25 protein-coding genes and 1 riboswitch are annotated in these 22679 nt (G+C 39.8%); of the genes, 4 read left to right on the top strand and 21 right to left on the bottom strand.

The annotated features are described in order from the left end of the window. Nucleotides 1-29: 29 nt before the first annotated feature. Nucleotides 30-161, top strand: a complete 132-nt coding sequence (locus tag K8L98_RS16575; RefSeq protein ID WP_223436322.1) for a YpzI family protein — start codon at nucleotides 30-32, stop codon at nucleotides 159-161. Between the two features lie 105 nt (nucleotides 162-266). Here K8L98_RS16575 and fni read toward each other — a convergent pair whose 3' ends face one another. The 9 genes from fni to prsW form a co-directional block, all read right to left on the bottom strand. Further along, on the bottom strand, nucleotides 267-1328 hold the full coding sequence (gene fni / locus K8L98_RS16580) for a type 2 isopentenyl-diphosphate Delta-isomerase (RefSeq protein WP_223436325.1): 1062 nt from the start codon (nucleotides 1326-1328) through the stop codon (nucleotides 267-269). A gap of 12 nt (nucleotides 1329-1340) precedes the next feature. Then, nucleotides 1341-2486 (bottom strand): 30S ribosomal protein S1, encoded by a 1146-nt coding sequence (gene rpsA, locus K8L98_RS16585; protein ID WP_223436327.1) that lies wholly within the window; start codon nucleotides 2484-2486, stop codon nucleotides 1341-1343. A 129-nt stretch (nucleotides 2487-2615) separates the two neighbouring features. Continuing rightward, nucleotides 2616-3200: a lysophospholipid acyltransferase family protein gene (locus tag K8L98_RS16590; RefSeq protein WP_223443524.1), complete on the bottom strand. Its 585-nt coding sequence runs from the start codon at nucleotides 3198-3200 to the stop codon at nucleotides 2616-2618. Nucleotides 3201-3205: 5 nt separating this feature from the next. Then, nucleotides 3206-3877, bottom strand: coding sequence for a (d)CMP kinase (cmk, locus tag K8L98_RS16595; RefSeq protein ID WP_223436329.1), 672 nt, complete (start codon nucleotides 3875-3877; stop codon nucleotides 3206-3208). An 86-nt stretch (nucleotides 3878-3963) separates the two neighbouring features. Then, the gene (locus tag K8L98_RS16600) at nucleotides 3964-4158 is read right to left on the bottom strand and encodes a DUF5359 family protein (protein ID WP_223436331.1); all 195 of its coding nucleotides are present in this window, start codon (nucleotides 4156-4158) and stop codon (nucleotides 3964-3966) included. 52 nt (nucleotides 4159-4210) lie between these two features. Continuing rightward, the gene (locus K8L98_RS16605; protein WP_223436333.1) at nucleotides 4211-4873 is read right to left on the bottom strand and encodes a flagellar brake protein; all 663 of its coding nucleotides are present in this window, start codon (nucleotides 4871-4873) and stop codon (nucleotides 4211-4213) included. A 150-nt stretch (nucleotides 4874-5023) separates the two neighbouring features. Further along, entirely contained in the window at nucleotides 5024-6367 is a 1344-nt protein-coding gene (ypeB, locus tag K8L98_RS16610; RefSeq protein ID WP_223436335.1) for a germination protein YpeB, read from the bottom strand. A 12-nt stretch (nucleotides 6368-6379) separates the two neighbouring features. After that, nucleotides 6380-7309, bottom strand: coding sequence for a spore cortex-lytic enzyme (gene sleB / locus K8L98_RS16615; protein WP_420828872.1), 930 nt, complete (start codon nucleotides 7307-7309; stop codon nucleotides 6380-6382). 158 nt (nucleotides 7310-7467) lie between these two features. Then, complete coding sequence (gene prsW / locus K8L98_RS16620) at nucleotides 7468-8121, bottom strand: glutamic-type intramembrane protease PrsW (RefSeq protein ID WP_223436337.1); 654 nt, start codon at nucleotides 8119-8121, stop codon at nucleotides 7468-7470. A 115-nt stretch (nucleotides 8122-8236) separates the two neighbouring features. Between prsW and K8L98_RS16625 the strand changes: the two genes are divergently transcribed. After that, nucleotides 8237-9205, top strand: coding sequence for an asparaginase (locus tag K8L98_RS16625; protein ID WP_223436339.1), 969 nt, complete (start codon nucleotides 8237-8239; stop codon nucleotides 9203-9205). A gap of 106 nt (nucleotides 9206-9311) precedes the next feature. On the opposite strand, the gene K8L98_RS16630 is transcribed toward K8L98_RS16625, so the two are convergent. The 11 genes from K8L98_RS16630 to K8L98_RS16680 all read right to left on the bottom strand — a co-directional run bounded on the left by K8L98_RS16630 (nucleotide 9312) and on the right by K8L98_RS16680 (nucleotide 19394). After that, the gene (locus tag K8L98_RS16630; protein WP_223436341.1) at nucleotides 9312-10280 is read right to left on the bottom strand and encodes a YpdA family putative bacillithiol disulfide reductase; all 969 of its coding nucleotides are present in this window, start codon (nucleotides 10278-10280) and stop codon (nucleotides 9312-9314) included. A gap of 159 nt (nucleotides 10281-10439) precedes the next feature. Further along, on the bottom strand, nucleotides 10440-11711 hold the full coding sequence (locus K8L98_RS16635; RefSeq protein ID WP_223436343.1) for a Glu/Leu/Phe/Val family dehydrogenase: 1272 nt from the start codon (nucleotides 11709-11711) through the stop codon (nucleotides 10440-10442). 329 nt (nucleotides 11712-12040) lie between these two features. Then, on the bottom strand, nucleotides 12041-12637 hold the full coding sequence (locus tag K8L98_RS16640; RefSeq protein WP_223436345.1) for a genetic competence negative regulator: 597 nt from the start codon (nucleotides 12635-12637) through the stop codon (nucleotides 12041-12043). A 131-nt stretch (nucleotides 12638-12768) separates the two neighbouring features. Further along, nucleotides 12769-13689, bottom strand: a complete 921-nt coding sequence (locus tag K8L98_RS16645) for a MerR family transcriptional regulator (protein ID WP_223436346.1) — start codon at nucleotides 13687-13689, stop codon at nucleotides 12769-12771. A 137-nt stretch (nucleotides 13690-13826) separates the two neighbouring features. Beyond that, entirely contained in the window at nucleotides 13827-14216 is a 390-nt protein-coding gene (locus tag K8L98_RS16650) for a hypothetical protein (RefSeq protein ID WP_223436349.1), read from the bottom strand. Nucleotides 14217-14257: 41 nt separating this feature from the next. Beyond that, on the bottom strand, nucleotides 14258-14893 hold the full coding sequence (locus K8L98_RS16655; RefSeq protein ID WP_223436351.1) for a CBS domain-containing protein: 636 nt from the start codon (nucleotides 14891-14893) through the stop codon (nucleotides 14258-14260). A gap of 69 nt (nucleotides 14894-14962) precedes the next feature. Continuing rightward, the gene (locus tag K8L98_RS16660; protein WP_223436353.1) at nucleotides 14963-15421 is read right to left on the bottom strand and encodes a DUF2663 family protein; all 459 of its coding nucleotides are present in this window, start codon (nucleotides 15419-15421) and stop codon (nucleotides 14963-14965) included. A 110-nt stretch (nucleotides 15422-15531) separates the two neighbouring features. Further along, entirely contained in the window at nucleotides 15532-16266 is a 735-nt protein-coding gene (locus K8L98_RS16665) for a LysM peptidoglycan-binding domain-containing protein (protein ID WP_223436355.1), read from the bottom strand. After that, nucleotides 16259-16855 carry a CPBP family intramembrane glutamic endopeptidase gene (locus K8L98_RS16670; protein WP_223436357.1) on the bottom strand — a complete coding sequence of 199 codons (597 nt, stop codon included), beginning with the start codon at nucleotides 16853-16855 and terminating at the stop codon, nucleotides 16259-16261. The genes K8L98_RS16665 and K8L98_RS16670 overlap by 8 nt, the downstream gene beginning before the upstream one ends. Before the next feature lie 4 nt (nucleotides 16856-16859). After that, nucleotides 16860-18335 carry a RecQ family ATP-dependent DNA helicase gene (locus tag K8L98_RS16675; protein ID WP_223436359.1) on the bottom strand — a complete coding sequence of 492 codons (1476 nt, stop codon included), beginning with the start codon at nucleotides 18333-18335 and terminating at the stop codon, nucleotides 16860-16862. A 9-nt stretch (nucleotides 18336-18344) separates the two neighbouring features. Then, on the bottom strand, nucleotides 18345-19394 hold the full coding sequence (locus tag K8L98_RS16680; RefSeq protein WP_223436361.1) for a YpbB family protein: 1050 nt from the start codon (nucleotides 19392-19394) through the stop codon (nucleotides 18345-18347). A 281-nt stretch (nucleotides 19395-19675) separates the two neighbouring features. Here K8L98_RS16680 and K8L98_RS16685 point away from each other — a divergent pair, with 281 nt between their 5' ends. Beyond that, nucleotides 19676-19924 carry a ferredoxin gene (locus K8L98_RS16685; RefSeq protein ID WP_029280187.1) on the top strand — a complete coding sequence of 83 codons (249 nt, stop codon included), beginning with the start codon at nucleotides 19676-19678 and terminating at the stop codon, nucleotides 19922-19924. A 39-nt stretch (nucleotides 19925-19963) separates the two neighbouring features. On the opposite strand, the gene K8L98_RS16690 is transcribed toward K8L98_RS16685, so the two are convergent. After that, complete coding sequence (locus K8L98_RS16690) at nucleotides 19964-20545, bottom strand: ECF transporter S component (RefSeq protein WP_223436363.1); 582 nt, start codon at nucleotides 20543-20545, stop codon at nucleotides 19964-19966. Nucleotides 20546-20694: 149 nt separating this feature from the next. Next, a riboswitch (FMN riboswitch) is annotated at nucleotides 20695-20832 on the bottom strand. A 179-nt stretch (nucleotides 20833-21011) separates the two neighbouring features. Here K8L98_RS16690 and serA point away from each other — a divergent pair. Continuing rightward, a complete protein-coding gene (gene serA / locus K8L98_RS16695; protein WP_223436365.1) occupies nucleotides 21012-22586 on the top strand; it encodes a phosphoglycerate dehydrogenase in 1575 nt (524 codons plus the stop codon). Nucleotides 22587-22679: the final 93 nt, after the last annotated feature.

The following is a 22679-nucleotide window of genomic DNA, read 5'->3' on the forward strand; positions in this document are numbered from 1 at the left end:
TACTAAAGGAGTAAAAGGAGGGATATGTAATGGGACGTGACCGTCAGGAAAAAAAGCTGAAAGCGAGCAAAAGAGTTGAATCTGACCGAGATCAATCACTTAATTACAAAGGAGCCACTTCTTTAGAGAGCCCTGAGGAATCAAGAGCGCGAAACAAATAGGAAAGCGAAGCAGCCCGTTTTTCTCAAGGCAAACCAAAAGGCGTCTAATAAAAAGGCGCCTTTTTTTCAAAACAAAATCCGCACCCTTTAATAGGATGCGGATTCTTATTTTTCAATAATTCGATTGCTGAAGAATTTTGTATCAACCTTGCGCTCATTTAATATATGATGAGTCAAACCCGATAAAATGATCGGTGCATTTTGCAGTTGACTGATGCTTCCAGCTCCGAGCGCTGTCATAATCATTCTTAAATCATTCTGAACGTTTTTAATTTCTGAAACAAGAGCATCATAGCCGTCTTCAATTAATATTTTCAAAAAGAATCCTGCTATCCCTGCGCTGGATGCGCCGAGAGAAATTGCTTTTGCTATATCCATCGCGTTCTGTATGCCTCCGGAACCGAGAATGGAAATGCCATTAACAGAAGATTTGAGTTCGGCAATTGAAACAGCGGTTGGAATTCCCCAGTCATTGAAATAAGATAACAGTCTGCTTCTTCTTTCATTTTCAATTTTCGCAAAGTTCGTTCCGCCGAAGCCTCCGACGTCTATAGCTGCCACGCCGGCATCTCTCAGCTTTTCGGCAGCTTCTCGGTTCATTCCGAATCCGACTTCTTTTACGATAACCGGAACCTCTGACGCTTCTGCAATCGCAGAAATTCTTTTTAAAGCACCGCTGAAATCCCTGTCTCCTTCAGGCATCACTAATTCCTGAACAACATTTAAATGAATTTGAATGGCGTTTGCCTCGATCATATCAATGGCCGTTTTTGCCTGATCCGGCGTTGCTTCGCTTCCAAGGTTTGCAAAAAGAAATCCCTTTTGATTGACCTTCCGTACGACTTCATAAGAAGGCCTTTCTGAAGCATCGCGAATAGCAGACATTTGTGAACCGACAGCAAGCGGTATTCCGCACTCAGCAGCGGCGGTAGACAAAGCCTCATTAATTTTGACGGTTTCTGTTCCGCCTCCGCCTGTCATTGCATTGATAAAAATTGGCGAACTTAGAACAAGTTCGCCAATTTCAGTGTGCAGATCAATGTGATGAACAGCAGTATCAGGCAAGCTCTGGTGCAGAAACATGACATCATCAAATCCATTTTCTCTCAGCTGCCCTGTTTTTAATGCATGTTGTATATGGTCGATCTTTCGCTTAGCTCTGCTCACAGTCATCACCGTTTATTTCAATTTATTTAATTTATCGCCAATCATTTCGCCTAATTGAAAACCTGAAGACTCTTCTTTAGCCTGATAATTGCGGTAATCCTCTTCATCGGCTTTAGATGGGCCTTCTAATTCTCTAATACTCAGGGAAATTCGCTGTTCGTTTTCATTTACATCCAATACCTTCACTTTTACTTCTTCATTCTCTGAAAGCACTTCATGCGGTGTGCCGATGTGCTTATTCGAGATTTGAGAAATGTGAACAAGTCCTTCTACACCAGGCAGAATTTCTACAAATGCACCGAAAGAAACTAAACGTTTCACTGTGCCGTCTAAAACATCGCCTGCTTTTACTTTATCAGCAATGTTTTCCCAAGGTCCAGGAAGTGTTTCTTTAATAGATAGTGAGATTCTTTCGTTATCACGGTCAATCGATAACACTTTCACTTGAACTTTTTGTCCTTCTTCTACAACTTCAGACGGTTTATCAACGTGATTATGTGAAAGCTGTGAAATGTGAACCAGCCCGTCAATGCCGCCGATATCGACAAAAGCTCCGAAATCAGTCAGACGCTGAACCGTTCCCTCAAGCACTTCGCCTGCTTTAATCATATCTAATCTTTGCTGTTTCTTTTCGCCGTGTTCTTTTTCAACTACAGCGCGATGGGATAGGATGACACGATTTTTCTCGCGGTCAATTTCCACAACCATCAGTGACAGCGTTTTACCTTTATAGTCAGAAAAATCTTCAACAAAGTGAGATTCCACTAATGATGCAGGGATGAATCCTCTTACACCAAGGTCAACCACGAGGCCTCCCTTAACAACATCCTTGACTTCCGCTTCAAACACTTCTTTTGATTCGAATTTAGTCTGCAGCTGATCCCAGGCAAGATCTGCGTCAATTGCTCTTTTAGAAAGGATTAATGCTTCATCCTCGACTTTTGTCACTTTTAACTGCAATTCTTCATTTTCACTTACAACATCAGAAGCTTTTTCAACGTGCAGACTGGATAGTTCACTTATAGGAATAATACCCGTATGCTTCACGTTGTCAATTTCAACAATTACCTGTTTGTCTTCCACCTTGGTAACGATCCCTTTCAGAATATCACCAACTTCCGGTGTTTTTACTTCTACATCATTCATGTCTTCAACCATTCCAATTACCTCCTTGGTCACAACCCACGACTTAGTTGGATATGTATGAAATCACTTTTTAGAATAAAGTGAAAATACTCTTTTTACTAACTTCTAATAAATGTTACATTTTGTCAAGTAGTAAGACTCTTAAGAGCGATGTTTTTCGAGAAGTTCTGCAATTTTTGACATGATCAGCTCAGTTGCCTCTTCAGCCGTTGCTTTTCTTTCTCTTAAAGGATCAAGATTGATAGGTTCACCGAAGAAAACTTTTACTTTATTAAATGGCTTATAAGTGCCGATGACCGCACAGGGCACTACTAAAGCATTAGATCTGAGGGCAAAAAAACCTGCTCCCGCAAGACCTTTTCCAAGCTGGCCGTCTTTGCTTCTAGTTCCTTCCGGAAATAATCCCAAAACGCCTCCGTCTTTTAGCACATTTAAACCATTTCTTAGTGCTTCACGGTCACTCATGCCTCTTTTAACAGGGAATGATCCTACTTTTCTGACTATACCCCCTAGGACAGGGACTCGAAACAATTCTTCTTTCGCCATAAAATGCACTTGCCTTGGAGCTGATATCCCAACTGTAGGAGGATCTAAATTATCAATATGATTCGAACATAAAAGGACCGCGCCTTCTTTAGGAAAATGCTCTTTCCCTTTTACCTCGATCCGGTAAAGCGGAAAGAACACAGATGCTACAACACCTCTGGCAAATTGATAAAAGTTCATTTTCATCAAAGCCTCTCTTTGACAATTTTTTTGATTTCTTCCACAACACCTGTAATAGACAGTGACGTGGTATCAATTTCAACAGCATCATCTGCTTTTTTAAGAGGAGCAATGACTCGTTCAGAATCCAGTTTGTCCCTTCTTGCAATATCAAGCTTCAGCTGCTCTAAATCTGATTCAAAGCCTTTTGAAAGATTTTCATCATGACGTCTTTTCGCACGTTCAAGTACAGATGCTCTTAAGAATATCTTCACTTCTGCTTCAGGCAGAACATGAGTGCCGATATCTCTTCCGTCCATGACCACTCTCCCGCCGTTCGCCATGTCTTTTTGTCTTTTGACCATTTCTTCTCTGACAGAAGCATGCTTTGCTACTATTGAAACAGAATTTGTGACTTCATGCGTACGAATTACTTCTGTGACATTTTCCCCATTTACATAAACAAGCTGTCCTTTTCCGCTTGGAATTAGGTCTATTTTTGTATCTGACAGGATTTCTTTCAAAAGCTCTTCGTTTTCTAAATCCGCATGCTCCTGAATTGCTTTATAAGTAAGAGCTCTATACATTGCTCCCGTGTCGATATAAACATATGAATAGTCTTCTGCTAAGATTTTTGCAACTGTGCTTTTGCCTGCTGCTGCAGGTCCATCAATTGCAATAGATATATTTTGTTCCATAGGTCCTCCTTGATAGTTTCCTAGATACGTATTCAGGAATCTTCCTGCTGCACTTGTTAAAATAAGAAATAAAAATAATGCAGGGTCTATTCATCCTGCATAGTTGTCTGTTTAAAGGTTTCAAGCCATTCGCTGATTGTCAGCTTATTCACACCTTCATATTGTACCACACGCGAGATGTGGGGCTGCAGATTTGCATTCGTCAGCGCAGCTTGTGCACAAATTAAAAGAATCAATTGAATGATCACAATCTTGATCACAATCCGTTCAAATCGCATCATACCTGTATCCATCTCCACTTTTTATATCTAGTATGATGCAATTAGAATCTTCTTATTCGGCTAAAACTCCCTTTTTCTTTAAAAGCAGCTGCTGGTCAAAGCAAAACTGCAGCACTTTCTTTCGGTCTGCTTCTGATAGATCAAGAAATTGAAGCGTGGCCATGTCTTTCTTTCCGCTTTTTATGATCCTGATCATTTTCGCTTTGATTTTTGCATATTCAGTTGTTCCTTTTTGAAAAGGCAAAGAAAGCCACGCATGGACCTCTTCATTTTGATTGATTGAGATATGAGGCGGCAGGCTGATTGCAGCACCGCCGGCACTTAAATCAATCGTTGTCGTAACAAACGGCTTAAACATGCCATTTACTGAATGCAGGGCAATATCAATAGCTGTCTCAATCCTGACGTACTCTCTTCTTTGTATTCTTGTCATTTCATGTGCTGCCGGCATTTTAAAGGCAAGCATCGGTATTTTATCTTTGAATCTGCCCAGGACTTCTGTAGGGAAATGATAGGCATTTTGATCATTTCCGACGAAGAAGGCATCTAAATGTGTTCCGTTCAGCAAAAAAGATGGTTTTCCTGTCTTTTCATTAAAGGGGTAATCGGTATATAATACCTGATCCAAAAGATCGACTACTCGGCATTTTAATTTCACACCATCTTCTACTTCTAAAAATAAACGATCCCCAATATTCAGCACATGATCACACACTCTCTATTTCTCTCTACTCTAATATTAAATCACGGAATAAAAAAAAGGAAAAGTCTATTTCATCTTTTCCTTTTTTTATTTAGGTTCTTTTCATTAGATTCATTTTTTCGAAAAATTGGCTTTTCCATTTTCACACTTTTTTCTTTCTTACTAAATTTCCTGATAGATTGGTTCAGAGTTGTCAAGCTTTTCAACTTTTTCTTCCGTTCCATCATTGGCATTTACAAAGATTCTGTAAGTATCATTTTCCATTGTTCCTAAAAACTCATAAGTAAGAACTTCTTCACCAATTTCATTTGTAATGATTGCCAGCCTGTCTTCCTGCACCATTAAATTCGGATTAACAAAGCTTCTTGCTTCTTCTGCACTTATTTTCGCCTGCGGTATTTCTCGTTTGCGGTGTGATGCCAGATAGTCTCTTGCAGAAAAGCCGATTACTTTTCCATCATCAAGAGCCACTTTCATTCTGATCGCATCCGGATAAAGCCTTACATTTTTATAGACTGACACAAATGAGAAAATACCTATGTTTTCAAACTGGGCACTTTCGTATAAAATCAAATCCTCAAACCCCTGATCTTTTAAAAATTTTGCCGCATTATTGGAGGCATCATTTAAACTGATCTTTGGGTCATTTACTTCTCTGTTCTGAAGCAGCCAAATTGGATAGCCGCCTTTTTTTGTAATATCGAGATAGATCTCAGATTTCTTTTTCGGATCGTTTACAGCAACACTGTAAAACTCAAGCGATGATCCTTTTCCATTAGGCGTTACTTTCATATTTCCGGTTGCGCCCGGAACAAACTTTTCTACTATCTTCGGAACTTCTTTTTCAGTAATAACTTTGCCTTTTAAATGGTCAAAGCCTTCTTCCTTCTTTTTCACTGACGTCAAGGAAGGGTCGGAATCTGTCTCTGAATAGGCATTGACATTTTTCTCAACAGTTTTGAATCCATTAATAATGGTGTTATCATCTTTTACATCGCCTGCAGCAAGAGCAAGCTCAACATCCATCCATCTGAGATTATTATCGATAACCATATGCTGTACGTTGCGCAATTCTGTTTGTATATCTTCAGATTTGGTATAAAGCTCCTTTAATTTCGCATATTCCTGATCTGATAAAGGCTCTTTATCCAGATCGCGCACGGCTGTGCGGTAGCTAAAATCAGAAATATTTGCTAAAAACTCTTCTGTTTTATTAAAAGGGAGCAGAGTCAGCGGCAGCTGCCCAACATCAGAATGAGCTTCCGAAGTAATTCTCCAAACTTCAACTAGTCCTGGTGACAGCGATTTTTTTGAATTCATAGCAAGAGTGGCGCCAATCTTATCGTGCAGCTGATCAACTTGGTAAGTCAAATCATGGAACGCACGCTGATAGTTATTCTCAGCATGAATCAGCACTGCATTTTTCTCTTGATGCTCTTTGTAGCCCCAATAAGCCGTTCCAACGACTCCAATTGTTAAAACAGCAATCAAAATTCCTCTGATCATTACATTCACCTCTTAGTTGCAGAATATGTGCTTCCCTATCTGTTTAATTTGAGGACGTCCCCAAATCCAGCCGCTTGTTGCAGTATTGGGATTAAAATAATAAGTTGCATTTTCTGTTGGATCCCAGCCATTGATGGCATCCATGACCGCTTTTTTAGCCGTTTCATTCGGAGTCAGCCAAATTTGCCCATCTGCTACAGCTGTAAAGGCTCTTGGCTCGAAAATAACACCAGATACCGTATTAGGGAATGTCGGGCTGTCCACACGGTTTAAAATAACGGCCGCGACTGCAACCTGACCGATATATGGTTCCCCGCGCGCTTCACCATAGACAGCATTCGCCATGAGCTGAATATCATTTTGCGAAAAACCCTCAGGCATATTTACAGCGGTTGTTTTAGCTTTAGCCTGTGATTCAGCTTTCGGCTGTGCCTGCTGTTTCGGCTGCTGTGCCTGCTGTTTCGGCTGCTGCTTTGGCTGTGTCTGTTTAGCCTGTCCTGCTTGCGCCTTGCCTGCACCTTTTTTGCCGTAGGAGGCTCTCATTTTAGCCTTGAATTCTTTAGATGGCGCACTCTGTTTACTTAACGGCACACCGCCATAATGAGTAAAGTCCTTACCGGAGTTAAGCTGTTTATGGACAAAATCCCGATAATATTTTGTAGACTGGGTGAGTTTATTTTTTGTTGACTCTCCCACAAGTCCGTCAATTTCCTTTAGTCCAAATTCATATTGAAAGTTGCGTACCGCCCAATAAGTGCTCCATCCATATACTCCATCAATTGAACCGTTATAATATCCGTTGTACTGCAATCTTGCCTGCAGTTCCACAACATCATCGCCAACAGCGCCTTTTTGAATGACTTGATTCGAAAACGCATGGGCTTTATTTTGATTTAAGAAAGTCATTTGAAAAAAGAGGGCAATAATTAGTGCACCTGCCATCATCCAAATGATACGATTTTTCTGCATGCTGCTGCCTCCTCATGATTAATGGTTTTCCTTACAACGTATTTTTTGTAGTAAATGGCATTTTATACAACCTGATTAAGAAGTTCTCTCCATAAAAAAATAAGCAACCCTTTAAAAGGATTGCTTTTTGCTTATACAGGATGCTTTAACATTCTTGCTTTTTTTGCTTTGTGCAGAGCAAACCACCATAAGAAAAACATAAAAGGCACCATATATAACGGCCAAAGTTCGTGTGAAATCAGAATATAGTCATACAATCCGTGCAAAAGAACCGGCAGCATGAAAGACAGCAAAATCCATTTCTTTTTTTCGGAAATAAGGGAAAACTTTCCTTTCCCCAGATAATACCCCATAATGACACCAAATAGCGCATGACTTGAAACGGGCAATACCGCTCGTCCAATTGCGAATTCAAGTCCATTTCCGATCAAATACAGAATATTTTCCAGGGTAGCAAATCCCAGAGATGATGCCACTCCGTAAACGATGCCGTCATAATGCTCATCAAAATGGGCATGAGGATAGATTGTTACAAATAAAATAAACCATTTAAAAAACTCTTCCAGAAGCCCGCTGGATAAAAAAGCAAGCATCAGCTTTGAGTCAATGACTTTTTCTGCTTCAAGGACATATTGAATAAACATAATAGGAAAAACGAGCAATGCCCCAAAAACAAATGACCGGAAAACCATATAGAACGGCTCTGAATCATACTGGTCTTTTAAATAAAAATAGCTTAAAATGGCTAAACCAGGGGCTATGCCGGCAGATATAATTGCAATCATCCACAGGCCTTCTTTCTTCTAATATCTTCTATTTATTCATGGTATCATGTTATCATATAATTGAAAATGAATCAGATCATACAGAGAAAAAGATTTCAAACATTCGGAGGAACTTATGAAACATATATTTGTCATTCACACAGGCGGAACGATTTCTATGAGTGAGGACGAAACAACAGGGGAAGTCAAACAAGGAGAATCCAATCCCCTGCTCCACAACTTACTGAAATTTAATGATATTATGATTACGGCAAAGGAATTATTTTACCTGCCTTCGCCACATATTACCCCAAAAGAAATGCTTGAATTAAAAGAAACGATTGAAAAAGCCTGCCAGCAAGATAAAATTGACGGGATCGTGATAACTCACGGTACAGACACTCTTGAGGAAACAGCTTATTTCCTCGACCTAACCTTAAATGTTAATATCCCCGTTGTCATTACAGGTGCTATGAGATCAAGCAATGAACTTGGTTCAGACGGCTTATACAATCTAGTATCCTCCATTCAAGTTGCTGCAAGCAAAGAAGCAGCAGAAATGGGAGTGCTTGTTGTCATGAACGATGAGGTACACTCTGCAAAAAATGCTACGAAAACCCATACTAGCAATGTAGCGACGTTTCAGAGTCCGCAATACGGGCCAATCGGCATTGTTAATAAGCGAGGGGTTGCCTTTCATCATAAGCCCATCAACCAAACGTCGCTTGCCGTTGCCTCACTAACGAAACAAGTCCTGCTTTTAAAAGCATATGCCGGCATGGACGAAACAATTTTAAAAGCCATTGAAGAATTAAAACTTGACGGATTGGTCATTGAAGCTCTCGGACAAGGCAACCTTCCACCAAAGATGATGACTTCCTTAAAAAAGTTAATAAGCTTAGGCGTTAAAATTGTGATCGTATCTAGATGCTTCAACGGAATCGTACAGGACGTTTATGCCTATGAAGGCGGCGGAAAAACACTCAAAGACGCAGGCATTATTTTCAGCAACGGCCTAAACGGTCAAAAAGCGAGACTAAAACTGATGATCGCCCTAGAAACAACTCAGAATGCCGGAGAATTGCAGGAGATTTTTTCATATTAAATTAGAAAAGCGGATCCTTCTAAGGAAATTTCGGCAGGCAGTATGTAACCGGCACCTCAAGGATCATCAAAAAAGACATCATCTGCTGCGGTGATGTCTTTTTTCTTTACTTCATTTTCTCTGCAATATGTTTGGCCAATAATCCTCCATGAAAACGTCCATTTTCGATGAAAATTTCATTTGCATTATTTCCTGCCGCAATGACTCCGGCAATATAAATTCCCTCGGCGTTTGTTTCCATAGTTTCTTCAGAAAATGACGGTCTTCCAGATGCGTGATCTATATGAACACCCATTTTAGTTAAAAAAGAATGATCAGGATGGTACCCTGTCATGGCAAATACGAAATCATTTTTGATCGTTTTTTCTTCTGCACAATTCACTTCATATGTAACCGTTTCTTCTGTGATTTGGGTTAAAAGCGATTGAAATTCCATTTTAATCGTACCATTGCGCACAAGCGCATCAAATTCAGGAAGGATCCAGGGCTTCACACTTGGCGAGTATTGAGCACCTCTATAAATAACCGTTACACGCGCACCAGCATGAACCAGTTCAAGCGCTGCATCCACACTTGAATTCTTGCCTCCTACGACGACAACATCCTTATCAAAAAAAGGATGACCTTCTTTAAAGTAATGAAAAACTTTCGGCAATTCTTCTCCTGGGATATTCATGTAATTTGGATGATCGTAATAGCCTGTTGCAATGACGATATACTTGGCACGATACGTGTCCTTTGATGTGCGTACGATAAATTCAGTGCCGTCTTTGACAACTTCTTCTACTTTTTCAAATGCATGAATTTTTAGATCGCTTCTTCTGACAACTTCCCTGTAATAGGAAAGTGCCTGAATGCGGTGTGGCTTTCTATTTTCTGTAATGAAAGGAATTCCGCCTATTTCAAGCTTTTCACTGCTGCTGAAAAATGTTTGATGTGTCGGGTAATGATAAATGGCGTTTACGATATTTCCTTTTTCTATAACAAGAGGCTCAATCCCCTTCTCCTTCAGGGCAATGGCCGCAGCTAACCCGCATGGACCGCCGCCGATAACAATAACATTTTCCTTATTCAAAACGTTCACTCCTGTATAAAAACTTTATATAAATCGCAGATCCTGCCGGCAGCGTCAGACGCATACACCGGAACATGATCCATACTTTTTTATTCCTGTACAAAGAAATCTCCTATCGGTAATGATAGGAGATTTCTTGAATTCATGCAAATATTTGATTTAGATCCAGCCTCTGAAGCGGGATGCTTCTGCCATTTTGCGGACGCCGACCATGTAAGCTGCGAGTCTCATATCTACACGTCGTGTTTGCGCTGCTTCATATATATTATTGAATGATTTAACCATTACTTTTTCAAGCTTTTCATTGACTTCTTCTTCTGACCAGTAATAGCCTTGGTTGTTCTGTACCCATTCAAAATAAGAAACTGTTACGCCACCTGCACTTGCCAGTACGTCCGGTACAAGCAGAATGCCGCGGTCAGTCAGAATCTGGGTTGCTTCAAGCGTAGTCGGACCATTAGCGGCCTCTACCACGATGCTTGCACGGATTAAGTGTGCATTCTCTTCTGTGATTTGATTTTCAATCGCAGCAGGTACTAAAATATCACAATCAAGCTCAAGCAGTTCTTTATTTGTAATCGTATCATTAAATAATTTTGTTACTGTTCCGAAGCTGTCGCGGCGGTCAAGCAAGTAATCAATATCAAGGCCTTGAGGATCATGCAGACCTCCATAAGCATCTGAGATACCAATAATTTTCGCACCTGCATCATGCATGAATTTGGCTAAATAGCTTCCTGCATTGCCAAATCCCTGTACAACAACACGGGCGCCTTTAAGCTCAATCCCTTTTTTCTTGGCAGCTTCATAAATACAGATTGTTACACCCTTTGCTGTAGCTGATTCGCGGCCATGTGAACCTCCAAGCACAAGAGGCTTTCCTGTAATGAATCCAGGAGAATTAAATTCATCTATTCTGCTGTACTCATCCATCATCCAAGCCATAATTTGAGAATTCGTGAATACATCCGGAGCAGGAATGTCTTTAGTAGGTCCGACAATCTGACTGATTGCTCTTACATATCCGCGGCTCAGGCGTTCTAATTCACGGAATGACATATCACGCGGATCACAAATGATACCGCCTTTTCCTCCGCCGTAAGGTAAATCAACAATCCCGCATTTTAAACTCATCCATATTGACAGCGCTTTAACTTCAGTTTCGGTAACACCCGGATGGAAACGAATTCCGCCCTTAGTAGGTCCTACTGCATCATTATGCTGGGCGCGGTAGCCAGTAAAAATCTTGACTGAACCGTCATCCATTCTTACAGGTATTTTTACCGTCATCATTCTAAGCGGTTCTTTTAATAATTCATAAACTTCTTCAGGATATCCTAGTTTCTCTAGGGCTTTATGTATCACCGTTTGTGTTGATTTCAACACATCATGCTTTTCTCGTTTATGATCGGTGCTTTTTTCGGCTACCATTCGAGTAAACCTCCTACTGTCTTTTCAATTGTGTGGAAATGTCCACCTTTCATGACATAGTATACACCTTCAAATGTTTTCTGCAAAGTAGAAAAAGCAGAAATAAAACAAAAACAAGACCTTTTTTGTAAGCGATTTCAATGATGTGGTTCTAATGGATGAAATTGGATAAAATCGGTTGTTTGAAGTAAGAAAATAGAGAATATTTTAAACTATTTGAGAGTTCATTTTATCCTCATCTACCCGTTTTAAATACATATTCAAAGTACAGGGCAAATCTGAATTTCCAATAACAAGACCCGCAGTCATCTATCCTGCGGGCAGCATGGCTATTTTGTATTACTCCAATAGTAATGATGAAGTTTTTCAATTGCACTATCAGGCAATAAGCACTTTCCATATTCATGCAGATAATGAATCGAGATCATGGAAGGATTTCCATATTCAGCAATGATTGAGACTAAGGAATCAACTTCAATTGGCTGATGCTCATCCAGCATGAAGTAAAATCTGTTTTGATGGGAGTATACGGCTCCTTCTTTTATCCCTTGCGAGAAAAGTGCATTTGATAACTGTATGATGTCTTCAAATTCATTGAATTCAAAAATAATATCATAGCTTTGATCAAGTTTCACCTGCATCTCGATGTAATCATCTGCATAATCTTCGTCAATCTCTTCTTCCTCATGGTTTTTAGTCACGATAATGACCATGCCCTGAGCTTGTAGAGAGTATACTTCAACAGCAATTGGCCCGCTTGCTTCAAAACCAAGCTCTTCACTTGCTTCATCCATCATTTCTCTGAAAAGCTGATGTACTTTCAATGAATCTTTCCATAAGTCTTCCTTCGTAAGTCCTCTGTCCATTAGATCGTCTATTGTTAAGAAGATTTTTATCTTGTTATAGTTCAATCGCTCTAGCCGCATCCCTTACCCTCCTGCCGTCAGAACGCCCTTTTCCTTATCATATGAAATGTAGATGGGATGGTTCGTTGATTTTTAACAAGTTTACACTCTCTTAACCCATTAAGACAAGCAAAAGATTTCGAAGGGCTCATTTATACAGATAGGCGTTCTTTAAGCCAATTGTCCCACTGGTTTTTCGTATCCCCGACGAATAATGATTCATAATTTTTCAAGCACTCTCTCGGAGTTTTATTAAATCCGCTGCCCCCAAGACCAATAATTAAATTCCTGTATTTTTGGGACAGCCCATCAACCGTTTCAACTGTTTTTGAAACATTTTCCTGAAGAGTGCAGGAGTAAAATAAAAACTTAGGATTTACTTCCTCAAGGACAATATCAATGTCCCCATCGGCAATGCTCGTCCCAAGATAAATGACTTCAAATCCTTTTCTTCTTAAATAAAGCGTAAATATCAGAAGTCCAAGCTCATGCCATTCCCCTGGTCCGCAAACGGAAACTACTTTCGGGAGCAGCCCGTTCACAGGAAGGGTGTGAAGGATAATCCCGATTCTCGACCGGAGAAATGAGGAGGCAAAATGCTCATGTGCAGAAGTAATTTTGCCATTTTCCCACATGTCTCCAATTTTCACGAGAAGCGTTCCTAAAATGTCAATGAGGACCTTGTCAATTGAAAAAAGACTGAAAGCCTTATTTAATAGTTCGTGCGCTTGATTTTCATCAAAAGAAAGCAAGGCAAAAAGCAGTTCCTCCGTTAAATCCAGAGCATGGTCGGGAGTTTCGGAACTTGCTGACACAGCTATTGGCCCTTCTGATGACAAGTTAGTGTTTTCAAGCAAATTGACTGCCTGACTGATTGTAAAGCCTTTATTCACTTTAGTGATCAGCCATTTTAAAATCTTAATATGTTCTTCTGTATATAAACGGTGACCTGAATCATTCCGAACCGGTGCAATCATATTATAGCGTCTTTCCCAAGCTCTTAATGTCCCTGGTTGGATTCCAAGCATTTTGGAAACTGCCTTAATGTTGTATTTGCCTTCTTGACTAGACATATCTAATCCTCCAATAACAAAAATCACTGTTTTCAAGTATATAGGATTAAACAGCATGTGTAAACTTTGTACAACAAATGAATAATCCGGCTGTTTGCAGCAGTGACAATTTATCATTAGATATGTACACAATTATCTCAAAGTGCTTTTTTCAAAGCGGTTCTTTGAATGTTTGCCGTGGCGAGCCCAAATAAAACTGTAAAAGTTGCTAAAACTAAAGTTTGCCAAAATCCTATTTGAAATAATATATAAAAATTAATAAAAACACAATAACTAATGGCCGCCTCGAGAACATTGCCTTCGTTTCTTATCATTTTATATGTCAGACTGAATGCTGATTTTATAAGAAAAGCGTGCAAGATGAACCCGATTGTAAATAGGATCATAGAAAAAAAAGATTTTGTCGGGTTCAATATCAGCATCATGATGAATTCTGACATCTGAAATGGATGCTGTACAGGTACCCATGTACATGCAAGATAGGCTGATAAGTACCCAATGATTAGAAACGCGGCATGTTTAAACAAAAAAATCCCCCCCTACATTTTTATATGTAGGGAAAGGAGCTTTATTCGTCTTCGTGAATATCGAGAACTCTGAATCCGGACTTTTCAATTCTTTCAATAAATCGCTTGATATTGTCCTTTTTTTCAATTTTCATCACAATTCTTCTGACCATACTTTCGGTTTCATCAAACGTAACAAGGGAAATGATATCTTCATGAAACTGTTTTGCAAGCTCTGTAAGCCTTGCGATCCTGCCCTCCGTTTCAACTGAGGTGAAGGCAATTCTGACTCCTTTTTTATTCATTCCAAATGCACTCTGAAATTGTTCAAGAACATCATATCTCGTGACAATACCCAAGTATTCCTTATCTTCTCCGACTACAGCAATAAGCGGAAAATCTTTTAACCTCAGCAGGGTCTTTTCGAAAATTTCATCACCTTCAAGGAACACATCACGATTGACCGCTATTTCTTCAGCCTTTCTGATTTTTAAGAATTCCTCTTTATCAGCATTTGACTGAAAAAAATGCTCGTATAGGTTATAGCGTGTAATCATCCCTATGTAGGCCGTCCCTTTTAAGACTGGAATTCCATCTATCTTGTGTTTTTCCAGCTTTTCAAGCACCGTCAGCAGCGAATCTTCCGCAGACGCATGAATTGTTCTTGCTTTTGGAATCATTGTACTTTTAACAAACATCGCATCACCCCATTAACGTTTTAGCATACATTCGCTTTCATTTGCTAAAATCCTTTCATACTCTCACAATTACTTGCTTTCAAAATAAAGGTTAATATCAAAATCTTTTTTCATCATGTCATAAACCTCGCCTCTTTTTTTCCAATGATAAGGCTGCGGCCACAGTTCAGAGCTCTTGCGGATAATTTCCGTTCTTAATCCATGATATTCCTTTTCGTATTTTTCTTCTTTTTTCTTATAATAATGAGCGGTTGCATACCCTGCACCAATAGTTAATATGATGAAAAAGTGAAATGCGCTTCCAACTAATTCACCGAGCATATATCCAATATTGCTGTCGTTTGGAACGACAATAAATTGATAAAAGTAGAGGAAAAAGGCCATACCGCCAGTAAGTGTAAACATCTGACATCTAAAACAATTCTTTTTATATCGCTCATATTTTCTTTTTTTATTCAGCACGCTTTGAAGCATTTGTTTAGTCGCTAAATCGGTAGAATCATTCAGCTGCTCTATTTGTTTTTCCACATGCATCACATCTCCTGAGAAAGGTTCTATTCTTATACCAGATTATATGATGTTGTCCATCTTTATATGAAAAGCAAGCATGAAAAAAACGCATGCTCTAATACATGCGTTTACTGTTTAAGCGGTATTTTAAGTACTTGACCTTCATACACACTGTCTCCGCTGAGCTGATTCCATTGCTTAATTATAGCCTCGCCTGAGCGGTCGCGGTAATATTTTACGGAGATTCTGAACAGATTTTCTTCAGGTCCCACTGTGTGTTCTATTACTTTATACTCTTCTTTAGGTTCTGGTTCTGGTTCTGGTTCTGGTTCTGGTTCTGGTTCTGGTTCTGGTTCTGGTTCTGGTTCATTTTTTTGGGGTTCAGGCTGTACAGATGCTTCCTTTTTTTCTGGCTGCTGCTCTTTTTCTGCTGCAATTTTAAGAGGTGCTTCCTCGGCTTGCTTATTGACATTTGTTTGGGCTGAGCTTATGGACGCTTGCTCAGCTTCATGTGTTTTCTCTTCAGATTCTTCTAAGGACTGTTCATCAGAAGACTGTTCCTGTTCCTCTTCTTCCTCTTCGTCACCGTATTTTATTAAAACATCTTCATAGTCGGAAATATTTTCTCCGTTGACGGTTTTACCCCGGTTGTCGAAATAAGAAATACTGTAGTAAAACACTATTGGAAGCAGAAAAAAGAATAAGGCCAGTAAACTTATAGCGGGATATTTATACTTTGATTTTTTTTTGTCTTTGTTATGAATTTCACTTCGGGATGGATAGCTTCCCGTTCTTGTTTTGTACTCATCTATATTATTTTGTCTTGAGGCACGAGTCGAAGCTGCTTCTTCTTTTTTACTCATTTTTTTCACCTCCGTTAATATACTGCATACGAATTTGAATGGCAAATACCAAATCAATTAAAAAGTGTGCAAAGACTGTCACGAATAAATTTCCTGTCCAGTTATACACAAACCCTAACAGCAAACTGATCAGAATCACCATAATAAACAGCAGCCCTTTTGTTAAATAACGAAAATGCAGAATGGCAAAGATGAAGCTTGCCGTCCAAATGCCGAAATGTGTCTGAATGACCCCTCGAAATAAAAGCTCCTCTGTAAAAGAGATTATTAGGCATAGAAAGAAAATGTGCGGCAAGGAACGGTGCCTGAACATTTTTTCATTGATGCCGCCATCATCATACCATTCTTTTGGCATTGTCCGCATAATGATCCAATCGCCTATCAGCACAATAACAGCAGTGAATCCGCCAATCAGCAGTATTTCTGCCAATTCAGGGCGCCATATTGCCTGAAAATCAGACAGCCTGTTAAATAACATCATACTTAAAAAGATGGAAATTGTAAGTAGTAAAATTTGAGTAAAATAGAGCTGCTGAAGCAGCTGTCCATCTGTCATTCTTTTTACAAGTTCATTTTGACGCTTAACCATTTTATCACTCGCTCTGGCCAAATATAGCCTTTAATTCTGCCTTCCACTCAAGGAGCTGCAAATGAGTATGCTTCTCTTCCCTTTCTTCGTACTTCAAAAGATCAAGTCCGCACCTGTCACAGCAAATCTCCTGTGTTTGTAAATTCTTTTCCTCAAAGTATTTGAGAATGCCCTGTCTCCTGCATTCTTTTGAAAGCAACCATTTCATTACGGCATTTAGTTTTCTCTTTTTGAATTTTCGCCTGTCTTCAATTTTTCCCCATATTACATTTAACGATTGTTGTTCATTTCCGGGCAGAGGATAAGAAAGCTTTTCTAAATGATGCAGAATAAACCTTCCCTGAACTTCATTTACACCAGTCCGTTCAAATGCTTCCTCAGCTTCCGTACCTGCTGAGAGAAGATAAAGGGTCTGGTGAAGCTGTTCATATGTTGAAAATTCCGATTCCAGCAGGGCCAATGGTATTTCCATATCTCCGCTTCCAATAAGAGATATCGCTACACTTGGCAGACCGTCTCTTCCAGCTCTCCCTATTTCCTGAACGTATGATTCCATTTGAGCCGGAAAATGAAAATGGATGACATATCTGACATTTCCTTTATTAACACCCATTCCAAATGCATTTGTACAGCAAACTACTTCTAATTGATCATAAACAAACTGCTGCTGTATAAGGGTCCTTTGCTCTTGCTCCATCCCTGCATGATAGCAGGCTGTATCATGAACGCCTTCCATTTTTAAAAACTGCTCTAGGTTTTCAGTCCATTTTCTGCTTGAGCAGTATATAATCCCTGGCCCTTTCAGCTTTTTAACCAGCTCAGAAACTCTTTTCATTTTATTTTCAAGCGAATGACATTCCTCAATCATAATTGCTATATTGCTGCGATTAACTGATTGAATATGCATTTTCGCGTTCTTCATCTGCAGAGAACTCTCAATATCCTTAAGTACTTCAGGAGTCGCAGTTGCTGTCAGGGCTATGCACGGTGCCTGGCCAAGTTTTCCTCTTAACTCACCGAGCTTTGAGTAATCCGTTCTGAAATCATGGCCCCATTGTGAAATGCAGTGAGCTTCATCAACAACAAATAAAGATAGGTTAATGTTACGAAGTGCAGAAGCAACGGCTTCTGACTGCAGAATTTCTGGGGATGCAAAAATATATTTGTATTGATTCAGGTTAAGCAATGCTTTTTGCCTTTCCATATAAGAGAGAGCACCGTTTAAGCCAATAACCCTTTTTTCTCCGCGCATTCGAATTTGCTGGATCTGATCTTCCATTAGTGAAAGAAGCGGGGAAATGATCAGAACCGTTCCTTCCAGAATGTACGCAGGCAGCTGATAGCACAGTGATTTCCCTCCTCCAGTCGGAAGCAGGGCTATTGTATCATTGCCGGCTATAAGGTCAATGATGATGTTTTCCTGGCCAGTTCGAAAGGTATCATGGCCGAAATGGCGCTTTAATGCTTCTTGAACGTTCATGACTTCCCCCTAAAGACGCGTAAAAGCGAGCCTGATCTGAAAATATGAATAACGGTCTTTCAGTGCTTCTTTTACAATTCTCAGCTGATGCGTGTTTAATTCTTCAATCTTACTAGCAATAACCTGCAGACAATCATCCGCTAAAAACATGGATAAATCAAATGAAGAGTCATTCAATGAAATCTCCACGATATGATCTTCAATCGTGCTTTGTTTTAAATGCCGGATTCTTGCAATGTCCTCTAATGATTTTCCCAGATGGATCAGCTGCAGCGTTTTTGAGGTAGATTCAGTAAGAGGGTGAATTCTTGAAAGGTCTTGTACAATCGAGTACAAAAGCGGATATTGCTGTGTTTTCAGGCTGCATTCTTCAAGTACACGATGAATGAGGTTCCAAAACAAGATTTTTATGTACTCTGTATCTTCTTTAAATTTTTCGCCCAGCTGTTCGTACGTCAAACCAATGCGCTGATTTGAAGTCAATTGATAAACCCAAATCGCTGCCTCCCGATCTGAAAAGCGCTGAAGATGACTGAGCATTTCATGATATAGAGCATCTGACAGCTCCGTTTTATTCATAGCTGACCTTTTTAAAAATTGCTTAACCCACCGCTGCACTTTTTCATCTTTTGTTACAGGCAAATATGTTGTACTGCCTGCTATTGAGTGGGACAGAACTTGTGTCATCAGCATGAGCCTCTTCCAGAAAAGAAAACCGTTTGATGCATAGATTGATCCATTCAAACTTTCGGGAACAGGCTTATTGACCAGTACTGATTCAAGGAGCGTTTCAGCTTTATTTGTTAATACATGAGTATCTTTATCTGAATAACTTAAGTACCCTTCTTTTGTGAGAAAGTGCACAGCTGCATCAAAATCTTTTCTCTTTAAACCCGGATACATGCCGAATAAATTTGAAAGGTGAAACAGCTTGCTGTCCTGGATAGTCTGGGAGGATTTTTTTCCTTTTAACAAATGGAAAACGGCTGATGATGAGCGTTCCCCGCCAAATTTCTTCAGGCAATCTAAATAGATAATATCTAAATAATTTTGAGTCATCCACATCACCTTACACTTTTTGACACGTTTCGATACATGCTTCTATTGTAACAGATTCCATCTGAAAATTGGCGTTTAAAGTTGCCTGGAAAGGGTATCTTAAATACTAGAAAGCCTTGTGTGATAAGCATTCTCAATGTACTTTCCTATTGAAAAGTTTCGAAAACAGTTTTACAATGTATAAATATAAAGAGGTACTCACCTGATTTTTCAGTATTAAGCTGACAAATGAATGAATGTACCATATCATAGAGAGTGACCATTTCAGAGGAGGTTTTTTTATGGCAAAGTATACAATCGTTGACAAAGATACTTGCATTGCTTGCGGTGCATGTGGAGCAGCAGCACCAGACATTTATGATTATGATGATGAGGGTATTGCATTTGTAACCCTTGATGATAACCAGGGAATTGTCGAAGTACCTGAAATCTTAGAGGAAGACATGATGGACGCTTATGAAGGCTGCCCGACTGATTCCATTAAAATTGCAGATGAGTCTTTTGACGGCGACGCTTTAAAGTTTGAATAGTAAATAAAAAACCCTCTGCAATTGCAGAGGGTTTTTTATTTAAGCAGCACGTTTATAGTCAGATTGTGCATGAACCCATGTTTTCAGCTTGGCGAAGATCGCCATAAACACGAATCCCATGACAATTCCTTTGATTAAGTTAAAAGGCAGAATTCCTCCAGCAATAAGTGCGCGCAATTCTGGCGCTTCCATTGCCGGGGCATTTAGGAACCAGGTGTATGCCGGTATGAACAGGTAATAATTTAACACGCTCATGACTAAGGCCATTACGATTGTGCCGATTGAAAGTCCAATTGCAAGGCCTCTCATTGAATTCATTTTACGGTACATATAGGAAGCAGGCAGAATATATAAAACACCTGCGACAAAATTAGCCAGCTGGCCAACAGGAACTCCTGTTGCATTCCCCATGATAATGTAATGAAGAATATTTTTAATCGCTTCAACCATAATTCCTGCTGCAGGCCCAAACAGAATAGCTGCAATTATGGCCGGAACATCTCCGAAATCAAGCTCTAAAAAGCTTGAAAATCCAATTGGAAAATTAAAAATCATTAAAACAAACCCTACACTTGCAAGCATTGCGATTGATACTTGCTTTTTCACCTTACTTTGCTGCATCTTTCTCTCTCCTTTTTCGATCCATCCGGAAAGAAAGGAAACGTCCTGTTTTTCCCTGAAAAAATAAAACCCTTTGCGCATTGTACACAAAGGGAGCATTTAAGCAAGGTCAAATAAACGGTTAAAATTCGCATTTTAAACGCCAGAACCTCCATCTTCTCCCATCCAGACTATACTGTCGGCTCTGGAATCTCACCAGATCCTGCCAAACTTCTCACGGCTCGCGGGCTAAAAACATTTGTTTCATTACCGCCGGTCGGGAATTACACCCTGCCCCGAAGATAGATCATATTATTTTGTATTCGAGATAAGTATACTGCAACTATTTTATTTTGTGAATATAAATGCTTCATCATTCTTTTTCCAATAATAGTCTTTACCCTTTTAACGCTTTACCGTTATTGACATAATACTCTTAATATGATAAATTATCTGATATTTAGCAGAAGTGCTTAGGGGGATAAATATGTATCGAATTCTAGTTTCAGATTCAATGAGTGCAGATGGACTTCAGCCTATGCTTGCAGCAGAAAATGTAGAGGTTGTTCAGAAAAAAGCGTCTGAGGCAGCAGACGAGCTGCATACTTTTCACGCTTTGCTTGTCAGAAGTGCCACTAAAGTGACGGATGAGTTAATAGGTAAAATGCCTTCTCTTAAAATAATCGCAAGAGCCGGCGTTGGAATCGATAACATCGATCTTGATGCAGCGACTAAACATGGCGTTGTCGTCATTAATGCACCAGACGGAAATACGATATCTACAGCTGAGCATACATTTGCTATGATGACTTCCCTTCTCCGCCATATTCCGCAGGCGAATGTTTCGGTTAAATCTAATGAATGGAATCGTACAGCATATGTAGGAACTGAGCTTTACGGCAAGACATTGGGTATTGTCGGTCTCGGCAGAATCGGAACAGAAATTGCCAAACGCGCGCAGGCGTTTGGAGTAAATGTGCTTGTATTTGACCCATTTCTAACACGTGACCGCGCAGCAAAAATATCAGTAAAAAGCGCGAGTCTTGATGAACTTCTCGAGCAGGCAGATATCATAACGGTTCACACCCCTCTCACAAAAGAAACACGCGGACTTATTGGAGCAAAATCATTGCCTAAGACTAAAAAAGGCGTTTATTTGCTCAACTGTGCACGAGGCGGGATTATCGATGAAGAAGCCGTCATCCCGTTTTTAGAGAACGGCCATATTGCAGGATTAGCGCTAGATGTATTTGAAATAGAACCTCCTGTTAATCACCCGCTGTTGAAATATGACAATGTGATTGCAACTCCGCATTTAGGAGCTTCTACCAAGGAAGCGCAGCTAAACGTTGCAGCCCAGGTCGCTCAGGATGTTCTTCATTTTCTTGACGGCAAAATGGTGACTACATCCGTCAACCTGCCTACATTAACAAAAGAAGTATTTGAAAAAATTCAGCCTTTTTACAAGCTTGCCAAGAAAATGGGAAACGTTGTATCACAGTGTATGAAAGAGCCTGTGAATGACATATCTATAAAATATGAAGGATCAGTAGCTGAGCTTGAAACTTCATTTATTACAAAAAGCTTGATTGCAGGGTTCTTAACTCCCCGTGTTGCATCGAATGTAAATGAAGTAAACGCAGGAATGATTGCAAAAGAACGCGGGATCAGCTTCAGTGAAAAAATCACTTCAAATCAGTCTGGGTATGCAAATTGCATCACTGTTGCCATTCATGGAGATCAAACGACCTTTGAAATAAAAGGCACGCACATTCCTCATTACGGTGAGCGAATTGTCGGCATTAATTCTTTCAATATCGACTTTTATCCATCAGGACATCTTATTTATATTCAGCACACCGATAAGCCTGGGGTCATTGGACGCGTAGGACGGATTTTAGGTGACCATGAAGTAAATATTGCAACCATGCAAGTAGGACGAAAAAATGCAGGCGGAGAAGCCATCATGATGCTCTCATTCGACCGTTCATTAGACGAATCCCTGCTGACAACTTTATCTGAAATTGATGATATCGTTTCTATTAGAGCGATTGAATTATGAAATGCGGAACCGACTGCTTAGATCCGGCAGACAGATAGGGACTAGGCAATGGAGCAAGACAAAATGAAGTACGGACCCGCCTTTTTCAAAAAA

The sequence above is a fragment of the Metabacillus dongyingensis genome (assembly GCF_019933155.2).
GTDB lineage: Bacteria > Bacillota > Bacilli > Bacillales > Bacillaceae > Bacillus_P > Bacillus_P dongyingensis.